At 70.1% G+C, this 23,011-nt stretch carries 11 protein-coding genes; 4 read left to right on the forward strand and 7 right to left on the reverse strand.

The window, feature by feature from the left end; translation table 11 throughout:
- Positions 1-4: 4 nt before the first annotated feature.
- Together RIV14_RS08740 and RIV14_RS08745 are read left to right on the forward strand one after the other, a co-directional pair.
- The gene (locus RIV14_RS08740; protein WP_075372913.1) at positions 5-2,149 is read left to right on the forward strand and encodes an FHA domain-containing protein; all 2,145 of its coding nucleotides are present in this window, start codon (positions 5-7) and stop codon (positions 2,147-2,149) included.
- The gene (locus RIV14_RS08745; protein WP_070660964.1) at positions 2,149-3,615 is read left to right on the forward strand and encodes a serine/threonine-protein kinase; all 1,467 of its coding nucleotides are present in this window, start codon (positions 2,149-2,151) and stop codon (positions 3,613-3,615) included. The genes RIV14_RS08740 and RIV14_RS08745 overlap by 1 nt, the downstream gene beginning before the upstream one ends.
- 127 nt (positions 3,616-3,742) lie before the next feature.
- On the opposite strand, the gene RIV14_RS08750 is transcribed toward RIV14_RS08745, so the two are convergent.
- The 7 genes from RIV14_RS08750 to RIV14_RS08780 form a co-directional block, all read right to left on the reverse strand.
- Positions 3,743-6,916, reverse strand: coding sequence for an RDD family protein (locus RIV14_RS08750; protein ID WP_075372914.1), 3,174 nt, complete (start codon positions 6,914-6,916; stop codon positions 3,743-3,745).
- Positions 6,913-9,498: a transglutaminase-like domain-containing protein gene (locus RIV14_RS08755; protein ID WP_075372915.1), complete on the reverse strand. Its 2,586-nt coding sequence runs from the start codon at positions 9,496-9,498 to the stop codon at positions 6,913-6,915. Before RIV14_RS08755 ends, RIV14_RS08750 begins: the two co-directional genes overlap by 4 nt.
- A complete protein-coding gene (locus tag RIV14_RS08760; protein ID WP_075372916.1) occupies positions 9,495-10,874 on the reverse strand; it encodes a DUF58 domain-containing protein in 1,380 nt (459 codons plus the stop codon). The genes RIV14_RS08755 and RIV14_RS08760 overlap by 4 nt, the downstream gene beginning before the upstream one ends.
- A gap of 5 nt (positions 10,875-10,879) precedes the next feature.
- Positions 10,880-11,845 (reverse strand): AAA family ATPase, encoded by a 966-nt coding sequence (locus RIV14_RS08765; RefSeq protein WP_003787581.1) that lies wholly within the window; start codon positions 11,843-11,845, stop codon positions 10,880-10,882.
- An 80-nt stretch (positions 11,846-11,925) separates the two neighbouring features.
- The gene (locus RIV14_RS08770; RefSeq protein WP_081381863.1) at positions 11,926-18,216 is read right to left on the reverse strand and encodes a fibronectin type III domain-containing protein; all 6,291 of its coding nucleotides are present in this window, start codon (positions 18,214-18,216) and stop codon (positions 11,926-11,928) included.
- Complete coding sequence (locus RIV14_RS08775) at positions 18,213-18,653, reverse strand: FAD synthase family protein (protein WP_070660973.1); 441 nt, start codon at positions 18,651-18,653, stop codon at positions 18,213-18,215. The genes RIV14_RS08770 and RIV14_RS08775 overlap by 4 nt, the downstream gene beginning before the upstream one ends.
- Positions 18,653-20,107 carry a sugar transferase gene (locus tag RIV14_RS08780; protein WP_070660976.1) on the reverse strand — a complete coding sequence of 485 codons (1,455 nt, stop codon included), beginning with the start codon at positions 20,105-20,107 and terminating at the stop codon, positions 18,653-18,655. Before RIV14_RS08780 ends, RIV14_RS08775 begins: the two co-directional genes overlap by 1 nt.
- 718 nt (positions 20,108-20,825) lie before the next feature.
- Here RIV14_RS08780 and RIV14_RS08785 point away from each other — a divergent pair.
- Positions 20,826-22,085 (forward strand): oligosaccharide flippase family protein, encoded by a 1,260-nt coding sequence (locus RIV14_RS08785; protein WP_070661141.1) that lies wholly within the window; start codon positions 20,826-20,828, stop codon positions 22,083-22,085.
- A gap of 169 nt (positions 22,086-22,254) precedes the next feature.
- The gene (locus RIV14_RS08790) at positions 22,255-22,989 is read left to right on the forward strand and encodes a CDP-alcohol phosphatidyltransferase family protein (RefSeq protein WP_070660979.1); all 735 of its coding nucleotides are present in this window, start codon (positions 22,255-22,257) and stop codon (positions 22,987-22,989) included.
- Positions 22,990-23,011 lie beyond the last annotated feature (22 nt).

The following is a 23,011-nucleotide window of genomic DNA, read 5'->3' on the forward strand; positions in this document are numbered from 1 at the left end:
AAAAATGATGACAAACAGCCCGAACAGCAGCGCGAACAACGAGGTCTGGTGGACCGAGGGTTCGTGGACAGGCGTGGTCACGCCACATGCTGTGATGATCCTGCCCCCGTCGGTGCCGCAGGACCTCACCGAGCGCCTGTGGCGGCTGCTGCGCAGTGAGGAGGCCTCGCTGACGCGGGCCCTGGATGAGCTGGTGATGGGGATGGGCGGACGTCTGGGTGCGATCCCGGACTTCGTGCTCGCCGTCTCGGCGCCCGAGGACGTCTTCCACGTGGCGCTGCGCGGTGCCCCGCAGATGGAGGTCGACGGCAAGGCGCTGGACGCCTCCGCGGTCACCACCTGGTTCGAGACGACGGTGACCGCCCCCAACTCGGTCATCGTCAGCGCGCCCGACGGCGCCGGTCAGGTGCGCCGCCCGGCGGTCGACGCTGTCGTGAGCACCGGCCACCTGGTGCTGCGCGGATCGGAGAAGTCGAGCGGGACCCCGTCCCCCAGCCGTGCATCGTCGAAGGGGTCCGGTGACTCCGACGACGATGACCCTGACCCGGCTGGTCCTGACTACTCCACCGCTTCTGCCGGTTCCGCCGGCACCCCCGCTGCTGCCGTGAGGACCTCTCGGTCCTCCCGTCGGGCATCGCGTCGCGCCTCGCGCCGTCAGTCCGCCTCGTCGGACCACTCGGAGCAGGACGACTCGTCTGAAGGGGCGCCTGCCGAGACCGCTGCTTCCGCCGACGTCGTCGACGACCTCATCGAGATCGCGCAGGACAACGCCGAGCAACAGGCCCTCGAAGGTGCCGAGCTCGCCGCGTCCCTCGAGAGCGCTGAGGCCGCTGAAGCCGCCGTCGGTCAGTCGGAGGACTCCGACGCCTCTGAGGAGTCGACCCTGAACGCCGACTCTGAGGGACCCGCTGACCTGCTGGCCGTCGTGGCCGGCATCTCTGAGGCCGCTGAGGCGACTGAGGTGACGCCGTTACCCGAGTCGGCCGAGGCCCCCGTCGCGACCCTGGACGCCCAGACCCCTGAGGCTGCCGAGGCCGCTACCCAGTCCTCACCGGAGGCCTCCGATGAGGATCTGCTGATCGCCCCCGTCTTCGATATCCCGGCCCTGCCGATCCCCTCCGCTCAGGAGGCAGAGGCCATGATCCCGCCCCCTCCGCCCCCGTCGAGCGAGGATCTTGAGGCTGCTGGTATCAAGGACGCTGCCGCTGAGGTCACCGAGGTCGTCCAGACCCCGGCCGACTTCGCGCCCGTTGAGGCCGCCGAGGCTGCCGTGGTCGCGGAGGCCACTGCTGTTGCCGAGGCCGCCGCGCAGGTGCACGCCGAGGAAGAGCCCGTACGCTCCGGGGACCACGACGGACAGACCATCAACGGCCTGCCCGAGGACCTCTCCCAGGAGCTGCGCGCCGAGCTGCTCAACCAGGGGCTCGGCCCCCTGGAGCCGAGCCAGTCGGCGGAGGTTGCCGAGTCTGCCGGATCCGCGGCCGCGGATGCCGCAGTGGTCGAGCCCGTGCAGCCCTCCGGCGACGAGCCGGCGACGGCCGAGCTCGGTCGCGGGGACCACGACGGACAGACCATCAACGGCCTGCCCGAGGACCTGGTCGGCGAGCTCGTCTCCCTCGTGGGAACCGGGCCCTCCAGCCCGGCCTCCCCGGTCTCGGCGAGCTCTCCCAGTGAACCCGACGCCATCCGGATCGTGCTGTCGGCGGTGTGCCCCCAGGGCCACCCCAACCCCACGAACTACACCGTGTGCCGCGTCTGCGGAGCTGAGCTCAACCGTCCGGCCAAGTCGGTGGCCTGCCCCCCTCTGGGGCGCGTGGTCACCTCTGGCGGCGAGAGCATCGAGCTCAACCGTCCCCTCCTGGTGGGTCGCAACCCTGTGGCCGACGACATCACCAGCGTCGCGGAGGTCCCCCTCCGCCCGCTGACCGTCGCCAGCCCGAACCAGCTCGTCTCCCGCAACCACATCCTCATCGACCTGGATGCGTGGAGCGTTCTGGCCCAGGACCTGGGCAACTGCAATGGCACCGTTCTCAACCGCCAGAACGAGGCGCCCGTGCGCCTGTCCTCGGCGAATCCGGTGCTCCTGCGCAGTGGAGACGTCCTCGACCTCGGCGATGGTCAGACCCTCGCCTTTGAGAACCTCCCCTGATGCTGGATCACAAGGGACCGCCTCCGGTCATCTCCGGGTTTACGTACCTGGAGAGACTCGGAGCGGGAGGCTACTCCACGGTCTACCTCTTCGAGCAGCACATGCCCCGCCGCGAGGTCGCGGTCAAGGTCATGAACGCTGACGTGGAGGACAAGACCGCCTCCCGCTTCGAGTCGGAGGCGAACCTCATGGCGCGGGTCTCCTCCCACCCGGCCATCCTGTCCATCTACGGCGCGGGCGTCTCCGCCGACGGCCACCCCTTCCTGGTCATGGAGTACTGCCCGCCGCCGCAGCTGGGCGCCATCTTGCGCCAGGGTCCCCTCAATGTCGCTGAGACCCTGTCCACGGCGATCCAGATCGCCGGAGCGGTGGAGACCGCTCACCGGGCCGGCATCGTCCACCGGGACATCAAGCCCGCCAACATCCTGTTCACCACGTACCGTCGTCCGGTGCTCTCGGACTTCGGCATCTCCGCCATGAGCGGGCCGGAGGGGGCCGAGGAGCTGCGGGGGATGAGCGTGCCCTGGGCTCCCCCCGAGCAGCTGGTCGGTATGCGCTCGGCCAATCCGGCTTCCGACATCTACTCCCTGGGTGCGACCACCTTCGCGATGCTCACGGGGCACAGCCCCTTCGAGACCGACGGCATCCCGGACGTCTACGAGCTCTCCCGCCGTATCGTCAAGGACCCCCTGCCGCCGCTGGGGCGCCAGGACGCCCCGCCGTCGTTGCACCGCGTGCTGTCGGTGGCGATGGACAAGAACCCGGACTCGCGCTACCCAACGGCACTGGCCTTCGCCCGCGCGCTCCAGCAGGTCCAGGCCGAGCTCGACCTGCCGATCACGACTGTCGACCTGTTCCAGGAGCCGGACAAGGCCGCGAAGTCAGCCCGGCGGCCCAACCCCGACGAAGCCGACACCGCCACGAAGATGGGGGTGTTCAACCAGGTCGATGTCACCAGCGAGCACATCGCCATGCGGGTGGAGCCCGACAGCGAGGACAACGGCTCGTCGTCGGACTCGGAGGCAGGTGAGCCGAGCCGCCCGAACCGCATGCGGGCCGTGCTGACCGGGCTGCTCGTCGTGGCCATGATCGCCGCCGTCGTCGCCGCGATCGTCGTCTCCCAGAACCAGGACAAGCGCAAGAAGCCCAACAATCCCATTGCCACGATCGCCCCGCAGCCCGACGCCAACCCCCTGCAGGCCTCGGTGCCCATGGTCGGCGATATCGTCGGCGAGGCGCAGGGCGACGGCACGGTGAAGTTCACCTGGGGCGAGCCGGAGACGAACTGGAGTGGCAGCTACCTCTACCGGGTCAAGCTGCCCGATGAGGAGACCGAGCTTGACTCCGTGCACACCAACGAGGTCGTCGTCGACGCCCAGCCGGCGCGCACCTGTCTGGAGGTCACCGCGGTGCGCTCGGATGGTAAGGCGTCCCCGGCCAAGACCGCCTGCGTCGACACTCCCTGAGGCCACCTCCCGAGGGGATCACGCCCGAGGCGTTGTTGAGCCAACGCCGCCAAGACCCGCAGACGCTGGGGCCCGCACTCCTGGAGAGGAGTGCGGGCCCCAGTGCTTGAGGGAACCGGTGCGGGACTCAGACGACCTCCACCTTGAAGGCGATGCGGCCGAAGAAGATCGTGCTGCCCTCCAGGGCGGACAGGGCCTTGTCCGGTACGGCCTCGACGGTGCGCCCATCGCGGTACTCCACCCGAGTCCCGTTGGTGGAGTGCAGGTCGGTGACCCACACTCCGTCCAGCAGCGGGAAGATCGCCGCATGCGTCTTGGACACCGAGCGCGTGGGATCGTCAAGAGCGACGCGCTCCGCCCCGGGGTAGGCCGAGATGTTGTCGGGGTCGCGGCCCACCACTGTGGGCTCGTGGATGAGGATCGGGTTGCCGCCCAGCAGCGGGACGAGACGCACCGACAGGGCCGGAGCGGCCGAGGAGGCCGACGGGAGCGACGGCGTGGCGGTCTGGGCACTCGCGTTGGGAACCGGGGTGAGCGGGGGCAGGGAGCCGCCTGTAGCGGGGGCGGAGGCCGGTGCGGTCGCTTCCGGCATGCTGCCGGCACTGCGCCTGGACACACCGGTGCGGGACTCACCGGGGACGGTGCGTCCGTCCGCGGGCGAGGGGATTCCCGGCCCCGAGAAGCGGTGTGAGGCGTGGGACCGGCGCGAGGAGCTCTCCTCCGGAGCGGCCGCGCTCGTCGCGCTGCCGGCGGAGGCCCGAGCATGGCTGCGGTGACTGCGCACGGTCGGGTGCGCCGTGCCCTCCGAGGCGGCAGGCAGGCCACCGGGCACGGTGGCGGGATTGGTCAGGTCCATCGGGGACGCGTGCTGCGGAGGCGCCGACACCGTCTTCGGCTGCTGAGGCAAGCCGTCGTCGGAGACGATGGCTCCCTCCGGCAGGGAGTCCACCGTGGCGGCATCGACCGAGGTCGGAACCGAGGACCAGGGCACCGAGTCGATGAGGGCCTGCGTGTTGCGGTCCTCCGAGGGCAGGATGCTGGAGGTGTCGAAGGTGTGCGCCACCTCCGGGACGGGGCCGGCTCCGGCAGCGAAGCGCTGCCGCTCGGTGGTGAAGAGGCTCTCGCGACGAGGAACGCCGGGCTGTGACACCGACTCTCGCTGATCCTCGGCAGGTGCAGCAGACGAACCGGAGGACTTCTTGCCGGTGTGACCGGGCTGAATCCTCCAGCGCTGGGCGTGGGCGTGTCGTGGTTCCATCGTTTGTGATGTTACGGGTTTTGTGGCTTTCGAGCGCGGGACTTGTGGTGTGGAAGTCGCATCGTGCGACGTGGAGGACCGGGATGCCTCGGAATCGGCAGCAGTTTTGGAGGATTCCGCTGAGGGCGTCGTCGCTTCGGACTGCTGCTGATCGACCGGGTGCTGAGATGAGGGCGGTGCGTGGGTCGAGGGCTTCTCAGCCTCGTCGCCTCGACTGTCGGCGTCATCCGTGGACTGAGACGGCGCGTCCTCCACGACGTCGAGCGTAGCGGTTTCGGTGTCCATCGGCGAGGGCTGCTGCGACGGGGCGTCGCCGGAGCTCGACGATGCGGCTGCCGACGGCTCCTCGACTTCCTCGGCCGGCTCCTCGGTCGATGTCGGGCTGGTCGGCTCTGATGATGCCTCCGGTGCGGCATCGTGCGCTGCCGGCTCCGTGGCCTCGGTGAGGTTATCCGGTGCTGTGTCCGCGTCCTCCTGAGCCGGGGAAGCGGCACCCTCCGGGGCCTTGGGGGCGGTCGCGACGGCGTCCTCGTCGGCCGGCCCCGCCGAGGGCCTCGAGGCCTCCTCCACCGCCGGCCGGGACTCGGCACGGGCCGCAGCCATCGCAGCGGACGCCTGAGGGTCCATGGGGGTGGCGGAAGCGACTGCGACGGCCTCGGCGTCGGTCTCCACGATCGCCGGACCGGCGGAGGCCGCCGACTTCGCAGAGGCGGACGATGAGACGGTCGCCGCCTTGGTGGCCTTGGCGGCGGTATGAGGTGCGGCTGTGGTCGTCGCGGCAGAGGTGCTCACGGCCTGTTCCTCGGCGGAGGTTTCTGAGACCGCTGACGCGTAGCCGCTGGACGAGCCGGTGTTCAAGGCGCGACCGGCATGGCGTGCGGGCCGGCCCGGGCGGGCCGGACGGGGCCGACGGATCGAGGAGGAGACCGGATCCGACGTCGTCGGGTGCGCGCTCCTGCCGGAGGACTCGGTGATACCTGCCTCGGCGGCGCTCTGGGCGCCCGCGGCGGTGGCCTGCCGGGTCTCCTGCGCTGCCTCTTGACCGGACCGTGCGCGCGTCGAGCCCGGGCGGGGGCCGCGTTTCCTGGCCTTCTTGCCCCGTGCCGCCTTCCCGGCCTTCTTCTCGGCCTTGCGCTCAGCCCGCTCGGAGGGCCGAGCGCGGGAGGCGGACTCGTCTGGCACCTCGGTGGCCTGGGTGGACGGTTCCGAGGCGGGCTCCCGGCTCGTGGCGCTCTGCTCGTCGGAGGAGGAGAGGGAGGCGCGCCTGGCGGCGTCCCATGCCTCACCGATGTCCCGGGAGGTGGACTCTTCCGGCGTGTCGGCGCCGGCGTCGGTCCGAGGGCTGGAGGAGGCGGGTTCGGTGACGGGGCGGCGCTCCGATGCGGCCGCTGAGGGAGCGGGCTGTGCGGGGCGCCTCGTCCTGTGGGCGCTGAGCAGCGCCATCCCGGAGAGCTTGTCGTGCCAGCCGCGCCCCTCAGAGTCAGCGGCCGCCGTGCGCATGAGGGCGATGGTGCCCAGGCCGAGCGTGGTGATGCTGACGGCCAGGATGAGGTCGGCGTGGAGGAAGGAGCCCAGCGGTGAGGGGGTCTGGTTGCGGGCCCCCAGCATGCGGATCCTGAGCAGTCTCCCGCCCAGGGACCAGCCGGTGGCGGCGATGGCGAGCCAGCGCGCACCGACGACCAGCCCGAAGGCGATGAGCCCGCTGGTCAGGACCGGGCGCCCGCCCACCTGCCAGATGACGGTGGTCAGGCCTCCCACCAGAAGTGAGCCGATGACGAGGTCGATGACCCCGGCAACAATGCGTGCCCGCACCGGGGCCGGGGGGAGGCGACGATGCGCAGAGGAGGGCGTATGCGCAACCGGCCGGGCCGCATCGGGCTCCGAGTCTCGGGAGCCGTCGCCGTGCGGGTGGTCGGGGGCGCTCAGCGCCGTGCCGTACGGACTGACGACGTCGGTGTGCGGCGCGCCATCGGACACGGGGGAGGACGTTGGCGGGCCCGCAGCGGTCGAGGCGCTGCTACGGGCGTCAGCAGTGATCGTCATGACCGCAACCTCCTGGGGGGACGTGACCGCCTGCCGGCGGGATGGACGAGGGAGCGCGGGGACAAACGGGCCCATACCCGCCCCAGGCGCGAGCGTTCCGCCCCCATGCAGCGGACGATCGCATCTGAGGATTCCCACAGCTCCCCTAGAGCGTACGATGGCGGCTCCCCGGAGCTGAAGACCTGGGAGTCAACTGCTCCGGCGAATCGGGGCAGATCGACCTGCGGGAAGTGAGGGGCCAACTGAGCGGCCGCCTCCCGCCGAGTGGCTCCCCACCCGGGGAAGCGCCCCAGGTCACGGGCCCGGTCGAGGATCTCCTCCCAGGCCCCCAGGGCCTTACCGACGCCGGTGCGTGCGCGCCGGCGACTGCGCCGCCAGGCCTTCCACCCCAGGACCGAGCCCACGATCATCGCGATCGCCAGGATGGAGCCGCCGACGGCGATGACCGCGGTCGGCAGGCCGCCTTTGTCCTTGTCCTGGGGGTCGTCGCGCTGCGGGTCCTCGTAGTTGGGGGGCAGCTGGGCGGGGTCCTCATTGGGTAGCGGGGGCTGGAGGACGTTGGGCTCGGGGTTGGAGACCTTCTGGGTGGTCTGCTGCTGGGGAACCTGGTTGCGGTCCGGCGTGACGTCGAAGGACACCCAGCCCAGCCCTTCGAAGGGGATCTCCACCCAGGCCTTGACGTCCTCACCGGTGACGGTCTTGGCGTCGCCGTCGGTGGCCGGGTCGAAGCCCATGACGACGCGGGCCGGGATGTTGAGCGAGCGGCACATGAGCATCATGAGCACCGAGTACTGCTCGTCGTCGCCGATGAGGGAGTCGGCTTCCACCATGGAGGCGATGCGGGCAGCCCCGTGCCCGGGCTGGGAGGGGCTCTTGGTGCCGTCGGAGTAGTAGCTCGTGCGCAGGCGCTGCTGGAGCGCCCGGATCTGAGCGATGGGGTTGGACTCGGCCCCGACGATCTCCTTGGCCAGGGCGGTCACCGACGGCGGTACCTGCTCGACCGGTCCCAGTGAGGTCTGCGCCAGCGCGGCCTTGTTGAGGGCGGCCTCGGAGGGCGCGGTGTAGGGGGCGACCCGCTCGGTGAGGACGTCGCCCGAGGCCAGGCCGCTGGTGGCGATCCCGGTGGAGGAGAACTTGTCGTAGTACATGCCCTCGCGCAGGGCGGACTGACGCGGCCCGGAGGACTCGATGCGGATCGTCTCGGGCATGGTGGGCACCCAGGGGAAGCTGTAGTCCTCGATGGTCAGGGAGGAGGTCTGCTTGCGCCCGTCGAGCCGGTTGGCCGTCAGCTGGGTCTTGTCACCGATGCGCTCGAAGCGCGACTGGCCGTTCTCGTTCTGACCGATGTGGGCCGACAGGCCGTCGTAGGAGTCCAGGGCGGCGATGCGGATGCGTCCCCCCGAGGGCAGGTTGACGGGCTTCATGAGTCGGGTGTGGGCCTTGTCCGTCTCCAGGGTGCGTACCAGGGACAGCGGGCTGGCGTACTCGGTCACGTCCAGCGGCGGCTGGAACAGGTCGCGCACCACCGTCCGGGAGGTGGGGGCGGCGGGAGCGAGGACCATGGCGGCCAGGGAGGTGACCAGCAGCAGCACGGCGGCGATGACCGTTCCGCGCAGGGCCGCTCGGCCCAGGTCCCCGGTAGAGCGGGCGCTCGTGGCGCCCGAGGTCGTCGAGAAGGAGCTCAGGTCCAGGGCCTCGACGACGTGGCTGCGCCGCTGACGAAGGGAGCCGCAGGTCCACAACGCCAGGATCCCGACGACGAACAGGACGCCCAGCACGGTGGGGCGCACGGTCTCCTGCCCACCCCAGCCGATGCCGACGGCGGGCAGGCAGGCCAGGGTCAGGCCGGCCAGGACCTCGCGGCCCGCCAGGATCAGGCGGGTCGCCAGCGCCGAGACCACCAGCCCGGCCATCCAGGGCAGCACCGTCATGCCGCTGAAGGAGCTCAGCGGCATCGGCACGGTCAGGGCGTCGCGCCACACGGTGATCGTGGAGCCCAGCACGGTCTTGATCGCCGCCGTCCCGGAGCCGACGTCGGTCAGCAGCCACGGGGCCACCAGGACGTGGACCAGCGCCAGGGCCGCCATGCTCGGCAGCACCGACAGGCGCAGACGTGAGCAGATCAATGAGGTCAGGGCGCCGATGAGCGCGCCGTAGCCGACAGCCAGGCAACCGACCACGGAGGCGAAGACCGGCAGGAAGGGGACCGCTCCGATGGCGAGGATCCCGGCCATGAGGACCAGCTCGAGGGCGGCGGCCGCCGGCGTGGGCGGCTTGGCGCCGCGCCGGGGAGGCAGGAAGCGTCGGGCGGAGAGCGCCGGCCGGGAGGGGCGCGACAGGAGCGGGCCTGCGCCGGTGATGGAGCGGGCCTGACGAGTCGTCTCGTTGCTGGAGAGGCTGCGCGTGGTCGACGACGTCGCCGTCGACCACGAGGAGGGCGACTCGTCCGAGCCGCCTAAGGGCGCGGTGGTGACCTGCGAGGGGGCCTCGGCCGGAGAGGACGCCCCGGCCGGCGAGGCTCCCGAGGTCGGGGAGCCCGCGGTGCGGGGGGACGCGGTAGTGAGAGTCGTCGTGGGGGTCATAGTGCTCGCCTCAGGGCGGTGGGAAGCTGCTCAAGACGGTCCATGTCCACGACCGGCATTGTTCCGGCCTGGTGGCGCGACAGACCGTGCTGGCCCGCGCGCAGAGCAACGGTCACCATGGGCAGCGGGGCGAAGCCGCGAGCCCGGGCCAGCACGGCGCGGTCGACCTGCTGACCGGTGACAAGGACGACGATAGAGGCATCGGGGTGCGCCGTACAGGCGTGTCGCACCAGGAGGTCGCAGCCGAAGTCGTCCTCACCGGTGCTCAGCAGGCAGGACGTGTCCAGCATCCGCAGGGCGGAGGAGGTGGGCAGGGCCCCGATCTGGGTGATGAAGCGGACCTCGCGCCCGTCCTGGATCGCGTCCATGGCCAGTGAACAGGCGATGGACACCGCGGTCTCGAAGTCCTCCTCGCCGGCGTAGTCGTCCTGACGGGTGGACAGCAGGACGAGCAGGCTGGAGCGGCGGGTCTCCTCGAACTGACGCACCATGAGCCGGCCGGTGCGGGCCGTGGTGCGCCAGTGGACGTTGCGCCGGTCGTCGCCGGGGACATACTCGCGTAGGGCGTGGAAGGCGACGTCGGAGCTGGACAGGTCCTGGGTGACGGCGCCCTCGATGTCCCGCAGGACGCCGTGCAGGACTGTGCCCAGGCGCACGGTACGCGGGTGGATATGGATGTGCTGCGGGGTGCTTAGGGAGCGCTCGCGCTGGAGCAGCCCCACCGGATCACGCTGGACCGCCAGGACCGGACCGACGGTGACGATGCCGCGACGCTGCGTGGGCAGGACGAATCCGCGCTCGTGGACGGCTCCGGGGGTCAGGGTCGGCACGACGAAGACGGCGCGCCCCGGACCCACCGGCATCTCCATGCGCGAGGGCAGCAGCGGCCGGGTGCGGGGGTTGGTGACGGTCAGACGGATGAGGGCGTGGTCGCCCACGGTGACGCGGGGCTCGAGCAGGTCGTGGTTGACCGAGTAACCGCGGCGGGGGATGAGCCACAGCCAGGCGCTCACCGCGACGATGCCGACGGCGGCCGCGGCGCTCCACGCCTCCTGCCAGCCCATGACGGCCCCGGTCAGTCCGCAGGCCGCCAGCAGCACCAGGCTGCCCCAACCAATCGGGGTCACGGTGTGCATCAGCCAGCGCAGCGGCCGCAGCGCCGCCGCGGCCAGTGCGGTCAGCCGGGACTGCGATGGCCTGGCGCTCAGGGCCTCGCTCGCGGAGGTCGACGACGCGGCCGATGGCGCGGACTGTGCGGACGCCGGCGCACCCGAGGACGTGGGGGCCGCAGCGGAAGAAGTGGATGCGCCGGACCCGCCCGCCGAGCCCGGACGGGCCTGGCGGGCAGGTTTCTGCGACGTCGTCTGAGGCGTCATGCGGCTCAGTCGCGGGTCGTGGGGGCGGGGACCTGGGCCAGGGCGGCGGTGATGACGCCGGAGGCGGTGGCGCCGGTGAACTCGGCGTCGGGGTCCATGACCAGGCGGTGGGCCCACACGACCTCGGCGAGGTCCTTGACGTCGTCGGGCAGGACGTAGCTGCGCCCCTGGGAGGCGGCCCACACCCGGGCGGCCCGTGCCATGCCGATGGCGCCACGGGTGGACACACCCATGCGGGTCTCGTCGGCTGCGCGAGTGGCCTCCACCAGCGCCCCGATGTAGTCCAGCACCGAGTTCTCGATGTGGTTCTCCGCGGCGAGGTCGGCCATGGATGCCACCACGGAGGAGGCCACGACCGCGGACAGGCTCTTGGAGCGGTCCGGGTGGGCCGAGCTCGACAGGATCCGGGTGAGCGCCTCCCGGTTGGGGTAGCCCACGGAGGTCTTCATCAGGAAGCGGTCGAGCTGGGCCTCGGGCAGGCGGTAGGTGCCGGCCTGCTCGATGGGGTTCTGGGTGGCGATGACCATGAAGGGGCGCTCGGTCGTGTGGCGCACGCCGTCAACCGTCACCTGGGACTCCTCCATGACCTCCAGGAGGGCCGACTGGGTCTTGGGGCTGGCCCGGTTGATCTCGTCGGCCAGGACGATGGAGGAGAAGATCGGGCCGGCGTGGAAGTCCCACGTGCCGGTCTTCTGGTCGTAGATCGTCACGCCCGTGATGTCGCTGGGCAGCAGGTCTGGGGTGAACTGGATGCGCGAGTGCGTCCCCTGCACCGAGGCCGCCAGGGCCCGGGCCAGGGCGGTCTTGCCGGTGCCGGGGGCGTCTTCGAGCAGAAGGTGGCCCTCGGAGAGCATGGTGGTCAGGGCCAGCTTGATCACGTCTTCCTTGTCGAGCAGCGCCTGACCGACGTTGTTGACAATGGTGGAGAAGGCGTCAGCGAACCATGTCGCGTTCTCGGGAGTCATCGGCATGGAATCAATGATCCTTCGGGTGGAGAGAGGTGAGTGTGTGACTTGTTGCGTTCCGGGCATCGATCTGGTTAATGATCCGGTTACTGCTGGGTGCAGGTGACGGTCTGGTTCCATCTCGGTGTCCGGTGAGGGAACTTGTGCCGGGCGTAACCGTTCTTATCGAGAGTGACCTCCTCCTCGTTCCAGGCGGGCTGCCAGTCCCAGGTGTCCCAGTACCAGTAGCCGCAGGACAAGGTGCTGTTGGGGTTGCCGGAGAGGTCGAAGACCATCTGATAGCAGGTGCCCCAAGGGCCGAAGGGGCGGCATGTCTGCGAGTAGTCCACGGAGAACTGCTGCTGCGTGCCAACCGCGACGGGCTGCTTCTTGTCGTCGTCATCATCGTCATCGTCGCCGCTGTGCTTGGGCGGCCTGGTGACAGTGTCGCAGCCCCACTCGGAGGTGCCGGCGTTGTTCTTGGCCCGCACGCACCAGGTGAGCGACTCACCGCGCTTGAGCTTGCCGTCGTAGGTGTCACCGATCTCGACGTTCTCCACGGACTTGCCGCCGTCGTCGGTCTGCTCGTACTCGGCGCTCGCGCCGTTGTTGGCCCCGGGGCTCCAGGAGCAGGAGACCTTCCTCTGCTTCTTACCGGCGAGCTCGCAGCTGACCGAGGGAGCCGACGGTGGGCCGTAGGGCGCCACCGGCGAGGAGGCGACGACGTCGGAGTACTGGCCGCTGCCGTTGGCGCGGGCGTAGACGGTGTAGGCCTGCCCGTTAGTCAGTCCCCGGATGGTCGAGGAGCTGGTCCAGGTGACCTGGTCGACGGAGTACTCCACCGTCAGCTCGCCCACGCTCCAGCCGTTGCCGGCCCGGGGCGAGGAGCTTACGGACAGCTCGCCGCTGTTGCCGGTGGCCTTGACGGCGGGGGTCGACGGCGTCAGCGGGGTCGGCTTGTAGGTGTAGCTGGCCTGGCCCGAGGTCTTGGAGCCGTGACCGTTGTCGGCCTCGACCCAGAAGGTCCAGGTGCCGCGCGAGACCGAGACCGTGGTGGAGGTGGAGCCTCCCACGTTCTTGGAGTCGCTGGTGTGCCCGTTGGAGTAGTGCAGCGTGTAGCTCACGGGGCTGCCATTGCCGTTGGCGGCCTGCCAGCTGACGGTGACCGTGCCCCCGTTGGAGGTGATGACGGGGGTCCCGGGGGTGCCGGGCTCGCCGTAGGGCGTCACCGAGTTGGACGGGGAGGACCACTCCGAGACCGTCCCCTGGCTGGACCTGGCGCGCACCTGAGCGGTGTAGGCGCGTCCAGGGGCGACGTCGAAGGAGGCCGAGCCTCCGGAGATGCCCGTCTGCACGGTGCCGTCCGACAGGCGCACGTCGTAGGTCGCCGTGCCCCCGAAGGGGTCGTCCACCTCGGTCCAGGTGGCGGTGAGCTTGCCCGAGCCGGCCGTCAGCGTGGGCGCAGCCGGGGTCTTGGTGGTGGCGTTGTGCTGATAGGACACCGTCGCGGCCTCGGAGTCGCCGTACTTGTTGGTGGCCACGACCTGGATGCTGTAGCTCTGACCGGGCGCCAGGCCGCTGATGAGGCAGTTCGAGGTCGAGCAGGCCTGCTCGGTGCCGTTGACACTGACCTTGTAGCCGGTGATGGGGGAGCCGTTGGCGGAGCCGTCAGTCCAGGACACGCGCGCCGAGTCGGCGCCCACGGGGGTCACGCTCACCCCGGAGGGGGCTGCGGGCGCCACCCCGCCGACCTGCACGGTGATGGTGCCGGTGACGGCCCGGGACTCCGAGCCAGTGGAGTCCAGCACCTTGTACTGCGCGGTGATGGTGCCGTGGAACCCGCTGTTGGGCGTGATCGTCACGGTTGTACCCGAGGCGCTGATCGCGCCCTGGCCGGAGGTGATCGTCGGGGTGCCGGACAGGGTGATCGGCTTGTCTGGGAAGGGGTTGCTCACCGCCTTGGACACGTCGGTGCTGACCGCCTCGCCGTTGCGGGACTCCAGGTTGATCGGGGCCGTGGTCATGAGGGGCTTGTTGGAGGCGCTGACCCGCACGGGCAGGGAGGCGCTCACCGGCGGGTTGACGCCGTCGGAGACCGTGATCGGGATGGAGCCCGTGGTGCCCTCGGCGGTCTTGTCGGCGGCCTTGACCGACAGCGTCGAGCCGCTCAGAGAGATCTCGAATCCCGCGGGGGCCGGACCGGCCTGGAAGGAGAGCTTGTCACTCGGGTCGGGGTCGGTGGTCATGGCGGCCAGGTTGGCCGTCACGGCCCCCTCGCCGGGGGCGACCGTCACCTCGGTGGGGGTGAAGGTCGGCGGCCGGTTCGTCGAGGACTCCACGATGATCGGCAGCGTGAGCGTCGCGCTCAGGGCGTCCGATCCGGTGCCGTCGGCCACGGTGAAGGTCACCGAGGTCTGCCCGGTGAAGCCCGAGTCGGGGGTGAAGGACAGCGCCGACCCGCCCGAGGCGGCCTTGGCGTCCTTGGTGCCCTTGGCCATGTGGATGGAGGAGGTGTCCGCGATGACGGGCTTGGTGCCCTCACGGGTGAGGATGTAGGAGGACAGGTTGATGTCCGTGGTCTTGTCCGACAGGACGCGGGCGGGAACGGCCGAGGGGTTGATGCGGGGTCGCAGGGCCGAGCGTGCCGGCACAACGACGACGGCGTGACCGGTCAGCCCGTCGGCGTCGGTGATCGTGTAGAGCACGAGTCGCTGGGTCTCGCCCACCGTCAGGCTCAGGGAGTCCTTGCCCACCTCGACGTCGGGGTCGGAGGAGGACAGCTTGAGGTCCCACGGCGAGCCGTCGGTGTCCTTGTCGTTGTCCAGGACCGGGACGGTGACCCGGCCGTTGGCGTCGACCTGGTCGACGGTGACGTAGTCGTCCACGCCTACCGGGTTGGCCAGGGGGGCGTTGCTCGAGACCTGGACGGTGACGGTGCCGGTGTCCGTGCCGCCGCGTCCGTCGGAGACGGTGTAGGCGACCGAGTAGTTGCCCTCCTTTTTCGGCAGGTCGAGCACCAGGCGGCCGGCCCGGGTGGACACGCCCAGGGAGGGGTCGCTGGAGACCGGGTCGCCCTCCAGGGACAGGCTGTCGCCGTCGGTGTCCAGGTCGTTGGACAGCACGTCCACGGCCACGGTGCGTCCGGGCTTGGCCACGACCAGGTCGTCGGTGGCCACCGGGGCCACGTTGAGCGGCGAGGCCGGGGCGACCCCCACCCGGACCGTGCCAGTGGCCTGAGCCCCGAAGCGGTCCTCGACGACGTAGGTGAAGGTATCGGTGCCGGTGGCCCCCTCGGAGGGCGTGTAGGTCAGCCACGAGGAGTTGATCTCCACCGAGCCCAGAGACGGGGCCTGGTTGAGGCCCACGAGGCTCACCGAGTCGCCGTCGGGATCGATGCCGTCCAACGGCACGGTGATGTTCGTGGCCGAGCCGGCCAGGGTACGGGCCTCCAGGTTGCGCGGTGACGGCGCGGAGTTGTGCTCGGCGTCCTGGGCGCGCACCTCCACGGTGAGGACGCCCGAGGCGGTCTGGCCCTGGTCGTCCTTGGCCGTGTAGGCGTAGGAGGTACGGCCGGGCTGGTTGCCGGCGCGGAAGCGGACGGTGTTCTCGCTGACCCAGGCGGTGCCCAGCTCATCGCCCACCAGGCCGACCTGGGAGTCCACCGACAGGTTGAGGCCAGCGGGGGAGGAGTCGTTGTCCAGGACCGGCACGGTGACGACGTCGCCGGCTCGCACGACGGCGGTGTCGTTGGTGACCACCGGCGGCTGGGGCTGGGACTGGGTCACCGGGACGATGGAGACCTTCCCGGTGGCGCTGGAGGTGCCATTGGTGACCGTGTACTCCACCGTCAGGTTGGCCGGCACGGTGCTGGCCGCGCTGATCTGCAGCAGGGAGTGGTCCACGACCGTGACGGTGACCCCGGAGTCCGGCGGGGTCTTGACCGACTGCAGGACCAGGATCCCCCCGGAGGGGTCGAAGTCGTTGTTGAGCGGGGCGATGGTTGTCGAGCCGCCGTTGCGCAGCAGGGCGGTGTCGTTCTCGGCCTCGGGAGGCACGGTGGCGTCGGCCTTGGGCGTGACGTCCACGCGCACGATGCCCTGGGCCGTGTTGGCCCCGTCCATGACGTCGTAGGTGAGGTAGTAGGTCTGGGCCTGGGCATTGGCCTCGGTGGAGAAGGTGAAGACACCGGCCTGCTGGTCGACGCTGATCGAGGTCCCGGCCGGGGCCTCCTGCACCGCGGCCAGGCGCAGGGTCCCCCCGGAGGGGGAGGTGTCGTTGTCCAGGGGCGAGACGACGGCCTTGGTGCCGGCGACGACGCGCACGTGGTCGGCGTTGGCGATCGGCTTGGCCGACTGGGCCGGCTGCACGTCGACCTTGACCACGCCGGAGGCGGTCTCCCGGCCGTCGGAGACGGTGACGGTCAGGTCACGGGTGCCGGTACCTGCGCCCAGCTCGCGCACCGTGACGGTGCCCTCGTTGGAGACCTTGGTGTCCAGGCCATCGCCCTGGGCGGAGACCAGGTAGAGGTCGTCCCCGTCGGGGTCCAGCCAGTGGCCCAGCACGTCCAGGGAGCCGGAGGCCTTCTCGGCGACGGTGAGGGTGGGGGTGGTGATCTGCTTCGGGGCGCCGTTGACGTCCCAGCCGTGGACGTCAACGGTGGCGACGGCGGAGTCGCTCATCCCGCGGCCGTCGTCGGCCGTGTAGGGCACGGAGTAGCTGCCGGAGGCGTTGTCCGGGATGTCCATGCGCAGAGCCAGTCCGCCCTGGGCCTTGGTGGCCTTGAGCGACCCGCCGTTGTCCTGGGGGGTGGCGGTGAGGACGTCGCCGTCGGGATCGGTGTCGTTGGCCAGCACCGGCAGGAGCGCGGAGCGGCCCGGGCGTACGCCGAAGCTGTCATCGACCGCCTTGGGAGGGTGGTTCTCCTCGGTGCGCTCCGGCGGGGTCTGGGAGTCCGAGGTGTTGGCCGAGTCGTCCTTCTGATCGGCGTTGTCGTCGGTCTGGGCGGTCTTGTCCGTCCAGTCGTCGATGAGGACGAGGTCCTCGTTGGGCAGCCACACCGAGCCCGTGTCCAGGTCGTTGAGCACGATGGCGTCGCGGTTGACCCGGAAGATCGGGGCGGAGGAGGAGGCGAGCTTGTCGTCGTGGGCGGTGTCGGTGCCGCCGCCGAACAGTCCCGAGCAGCTGCGCACGAACTGGCCCGAACCGGACCAGGCCGCGTACACGCACTTGCCCAGGCGCACCGGCTGGGCGGGCACGCCCTCGGGGGCGGAGCCCTCCTTGGCCGACGGCGTCCTGGTGACCTTGCCCCCGTCCATGGGGACGGAGATGAGCTCGTTGCGGGAGGCGACCAGGACCGAATCGGCCTCGGGACCGGGCTGCTGGAGCACCAGGCCGGAGGTCCCCAGGTTGACGGACTTGCCCTCGGGCAGGTGGAGGATGCCGGTGCCGCGCTCCAGGACCACGGGCTGGTCGCCGACGGCGGTGATGGCCAGATCGGTCCCGGCGGTCAGCTTCAGGGAGGTGTTCGTGGCCTCCTTCCAGCCCTTGTCGCTGGTTTCCAGGGAGACCAGCGACTTGCTGGTGGCCGAGACGGCGTGGATGGCGCCGTCCTTGCCGATGGCGGCCACGACGTCGGGCATGCCGGTGACCACGGGGGCGGCCGCGGTCAGGGAGCCGGCCTCCTTGGTCTTGGCGGCGCGGATGGTGCCCTGAACCTTGTCGACCGCCATGACCCGGTCCCCGCCCTGGGCGATGGTCACGCCCTTGGTGAGCTGGGTGCGCCCGGAGAAGGCGACCTGGGAGGGGTCGACCGAGGAGACGGAGGCGTCGCCGGAGTCGGGGACCAGGACGTCCTCGGCGTTCTGGGTAACGTCGAAGGAGGACGAGGAGGTGCGGATCGCGCCGTCGACCTCGCGGGAGGGGTAGTTGAGGCGGGCCACCAGGTGCTTGGAGGTGGAGGTGACCCACACGCCGCCGTCGTTGAGGTGCAGGTCGGCCTGGGCCACGCCCTCGTGGAGCCAGGCGGCCGTTCCCAGGGCGGTGACGCACACGACGGCGGCCAGTGTCGACATGCGCTTGCGCAGCCGCACGCGCTGGGCGCGCGACTGGGGGATGCGGAAGGTCGCGGCCAGTCGGGAGGTGGTGGTGCCGGAGGTCAGGCCCGAGCCGACGTCCTGAACGTCGTCGGATCGGGAGGCCCTGCTCCGCCGCCGCAGGCGCAGGGCGCCGGCGGCACGGGCGAGCAGACCGGGACGGTCCGCGGCGGACGACTCGGTCTGAGCGGTGCCGGAGTCGGATCGGTTGCTTCCTCCGTCACCGGCACCGGAGGCGGCTGCGGCGGAGTCGATGCTGCTCGACGGGGTGTCGGGCGTCTCGAAGTCGTTGCGTGAAGTGGTCACTTGGCCCCTTGGGGACTACGGGATGCGACCTCCTGGACGAGGGTGCGTCGCAGCATCGTCGAGGAGGTGGTGGGTGTGTAGGGCAGGTAGATCACCGAGGCCCCGACCTCGGCCATCTCGGCCTCCAGACGGCGGCCCTTGTCGGTGCCCTCCCAGTCAGTGCCCTTGAACAGCACGTCGAAGGGGGAGCGCTTCCAGGCCAGGCGCTTGTCCTGGTCATAGTCGGGGACCACGGAGTCCACCATGCGCAGGGCGGCCACCATGGCCATGCGCTCGGCCAGGGGCACGATGGGGGCGCGTCCCTTCATCCGCTCCAGCGACTCGTCGGTGGCAACCCCCGCGATGAGGCGGTCGCAGCGCTTGGCCGCCTCGGTGAGGATGTTGAGGTGCCCCACGTGCAGCATGTCGAAGCCGCCGGGGACGTAGCCGGTGATCATCAGTAGGCTCCTTTTCCGCCGATAACCGCGCGCAGCGTTCCGGCGAAGATCTTCGCGTCCAGGGCTCCGCCCCGGTTCTCCACGTAGTGACGGTCCAGGGCTACGGTCGAGGCCCAGGACAGGTCCGAGCGTCCGGAGATCTGCCACAGGCCGGTCAGCCCGGGCTTGACCAGGAGACGACGCAGCGCCTCGGCGTCGTACTTGGCGACCTCGACGGGAAGGGCGGGGCGGGGCCCCACCAGGCTCATGTCCCCGCGCACGACGTTGATGAGCTGGGGGAGCTCGTCGATCGACAGGCGGCGGATCCAGCGGCCCACGCGGGTGATGCGCGGGTCCTGACGGTCCTTGAACATGACCTCGTTGCCGGCGTCGCCGCCGGCCTTGACCACCGAGGCGCGACGCGCGTCGGAGTCGATGTACATGGAACGGAACTTCCACATGGTGAAGGGCTTGCCGTTCTGGCCCACGCGGGTCTGGGTGTAGAAGACCGGACCGGGGGAGTCGAGGCGGATGGCGAGCGCGGTGGCCGCCAGCAGCGGCGAGATGAGGGCCAGCCCGATGGCGCCGGCGAGGCGGTCGAACAGGGCCTTGCCCGCGGCGCGGGTGCGGCGGGTCTTGACGGCGATGAGACCGGTCCAGCCGTGCGTGACGGTCAGGGCCCGCATGCGCCCGGGCACGACGTCCTGCAGCCCGGGGGCGACGACGAGGCGCACCTGGGTGCCCTCCAGGCCGCGCATGAGGGTGACCAGGTCCTCGGGGATGACCGAGCCGACCGTCATGACGGCGTCGATGCGCTCGGCGTGCAGGGTCTGGGCGATGTGCTGGGGGCTGCGCACGGGCTCAGCCGAGTGGAAGGCGCGGTCCTGCCCGGAGGACAGGTAGCCCACGATGAGGAAGCCGTCCATGGGGTGGCGGCGCAGCTGGGTGAGCATGGGCTGGGAGCCCGAGCCCATGACGATGAGGGTGCGACGCAGGGCGTGCCCCTCGAGGCGGCGGCGGCGCAGCCACCCGGCCTCGATGGAGCGTCCGGTGATGGCCAGGAGGAGCTGGACCGCCAGAGTGACCAGCAGGGTGGTCCGGGCAACTCCGGACAGGTCGGCCAGCAGCAGGGCCACCGGGACGCTCACGGCGGCCGCGGCGACGAAGCGGCCCGTACCGGGGCCGGCCTGCTCGACGGCGTCGATGCCCAGAGCACCCAGGAACCAGGCGACGAGCACCATCGTGACGCCCACGGTGGTCGCGGACCAGACCAGTGGCAGGTGGCCACCCAGGAGGGCGAGCCAGAAGGGGACGGCGACGGCGAAGAGATCGGACAGGACGAGCCAGATGACGAGGTCGTGGCGCGTGCGTGCCCAAGGACTGCGCGGAGCGGTGGGGGAGATGGCATCGGCTGCTGCTGTCGAGGGACGCCGGTGCTGCTCGCGCTGGGGCAGTGTCAGGGTCGAACTAGACAAGGTGGACTCCGCAGGGATGATCGTGGGTGGGCAATAACTGGTCGGCTAGTGCTGACGGGACGTCGTGAACAGCAGCGTTTTAGAATGCTACTAACTCTTGCGGACGTTATTTGTGGGAAGTGGCCAAGATCGCAGGGACAAGGTGAGGAGTCGAAGGGTTTCTGAGACGTCTGTATGTTACAGGTGAGCAACGATATGGAGGTGTCAATGCACCTGTGAGGGACCTTTCAGGGTTCTTCCAGCGAGCCGTGTTCTGGCTGGTCATGACCGGTTTGCTGGGGTTGTGCCAAGGGGGGTGGGTGGGGGGCCGTCTATGTCACAAGACGATAAACAAAAGATACCAGGTCGTCGGTCCTGATGCGTCTACTCTCGTGCCTGTCTTCGGGCGTCTTTCCGATGCCGGATTGTGACCTTCCTACAACATCAGGAGTGCTACGTGACCCAGTCGAGTTCTTCGGCGCCGCAGCCGGCTTCCGAGCCGGCCGTGGCGCAACCGGCGTCCGGCGGTGCCCCGGCGGGTGCCGCTGAGCGCGGGCGACCTGCGGATAGCTCAGGTGCCGCAACCCTCTCGGCGGTTGAGGTGAGTGATGGGGCGGCCGCGTCCCGGGGCTCTCGTCGTTCTCCGCTGCGGAGGCTCGGCGGGGCCCTCAAGCGGGGGTCGTCGTCGGGCGCCAGCTGGTCATCTGTGGGAACCACAGCCGTGGCCAAAGTGGTGGTCATGGGGGTGTCCGGCATCTTCGGGCTGGTCAACACCAGTCTTATCATCAGGCACTTCGGGGCCGACGCCTTCGCCCAGTACGGCCTGCTGGCCACCTTCCCCACCCTCATGCCCTTCACCGACCTGGGCATCGGCGCGGTCATCCTCAACACGGTGGCGAGCTCGAGCGACCCGGCTCACGACTCGACCGTACGGCGCACGATCACCACCGCCGTCCGTGTGCTGCTCGGCTCCGCCCTGGTCATCAGCACCGTCGGCGTCGTCGTCCTGCTGCTGGGCGCCTGGCCCTGGCTGCTGGGGGACAAGCTCATGGAGGGTGGCGGGCTCACCGCCACCGTCTGCCTTATCATCTACGCCGCGGCCCTGCCGCTGTCCGTGGGGCAGCGGGTCATCATCGGCCTGGGGCGTTCAACCACCCAGGTCATCAGTCAGGGGGTCGTCTCCCCGGCCATGTCCTGCTTCCTGCTGCTGGCCATTGTCACCGGCCTGGGGCGCGGCAACGCCGTGTCCATCTACTCCTACATCGCCAACGCCCTGGTGTCGGTCATCTGCATCGTCGTCGCCTGGCGCGCCACCCGCCCCCTGTTCAAGGGTGCCCTGAGAGACGTGCCGCGGCTGCGCAGCGTGCGCGGCGTGCGCATCGTCAACACCGCGGGACCCCAGCTGCTGCAGTCCCTGGCCATCCCGATCGCCTTCCAGACCGACCGCCTCCTCCTGTCCCACCTGGGGCAGTCCCAGGCCCTGGCCGAGTACAACCTGGCCAACAACCTGTTCAACATGCTCACCCAGACCGTCATGGCCGCCGGCGTCGCCATGTGGCCCATGTTCGCCAGAGCCCGGGCCGACAAGCGCATCGAGAGCCCCTTCAAACCGGCCATCGCCTTCAGTGGGGGCGGCTTCCTCCTGGCTCTGGCCCTCGTCGCCATCACCCCCTGGGCTGCCCGCGTCATGTCCCATGGCAAGATCGTCCTCCCAACCGTGCTCGTGTGGGCCTTCGCCGCCTATGTCGCCGTCGAGGCTGGCAAGCAGCCGCTGGGCATGTACATGACCGACCCGCGCGGCCTGCAGTTCCAGGTCATCCCGGTGCTCATCCTGGTGCCGATGAACCTCGCCATCTCCTGGGTCCTCATTGGGCCCTTCGACGCCGCTGGGCCTATCCTGGGCTCGGTGATCTCGGTGGTCCTGTGCCAGATCCTCCCGTATGCCTGGTGGGTTCGCCGGGACGTGGCCAGGCGTCGTCGAGAGCTGGCGCAGCGGTGATCCCCTCCTCGTCGACCGCCGGTGCGGAGCCGGCTCGCGGAGCCCGGGAGCCGACGCCGTGGCCCGACGCCCGACCACTGCCCGATGTCCCCCGACTCCCTGATCCCGCCGTTCCTCATCTGTCCAACACCCGGTCCGGTTCCCCGGACCCCACTCAAGGAGAGGCCTCATGAGCTCCCCTGCTGGTTCCCCCACCATCGCCGAGAACATCAGAGCCCTGTCCCGGGCTCAGAAGTCCAAGGCCGGTGCCCCCCTCTACTCCCGCATCATCAACCGCCCCGCGGGGCGGGTCCTGGCCGCGATCGCCCACCGGCTGGGCGCGACCCCGGACCAGGTGACGGTCCTGTCGGCACTGTGCACCTACAGCGGCATCGCCCTCATCGCCCTGTGGCGTCCTACAGTCGTGTCCGCCGTGGCGACCGCCCTGCTGCTCATGTTCGGCTACGCCCTCGACGCCGCTGACGGGCAGCTGGCGAGATTGCGCAACGGCGGATCAAAAGCCGGTGAGTGGCTCGACCACGTCGCAGACGTTATTAAGCTCTCGACAATTCACGGAGCCATCGCGATCTCACTGTTCCGTTTTGCAGAATTACCGGCCCCGGTCCTGCTTATTCCGCTCGCTTTCGGGGCGGTTCAAAATATTCACTTCTTCAGTTACATTCTGACGTATCAGCTGCGTTATCACGGTGGGACACCCCTGGCCAAGGACGAGTCCCGCCCCGGCGTCCTCAAGTCGGTCCTGTCGGCTCCCACGGACTACGGGCTCATGTGCTTCGTGCTCATGACCCGCTTCGCCCCCACGGTCTTCCTGTGGGTGTACGGCATCATGCTCCTGGGCTACGCGGGCTACGTGGCCCTGGCCCTGCCCAAGTGGTACCGCGACCTGCGCAACGACCTCCAGTAGCCCCTCGCGAGATCTCCAATCG

It is taken from the genome of Actinomyces acetigenes, from assembly GCF_031296635.1.
GTDB lineage: Bacteria > Actinomycetota > Actinomycetes > Actinomycetales > Actinomycetaceae > Actinomyces > Actinomyces acetigenes.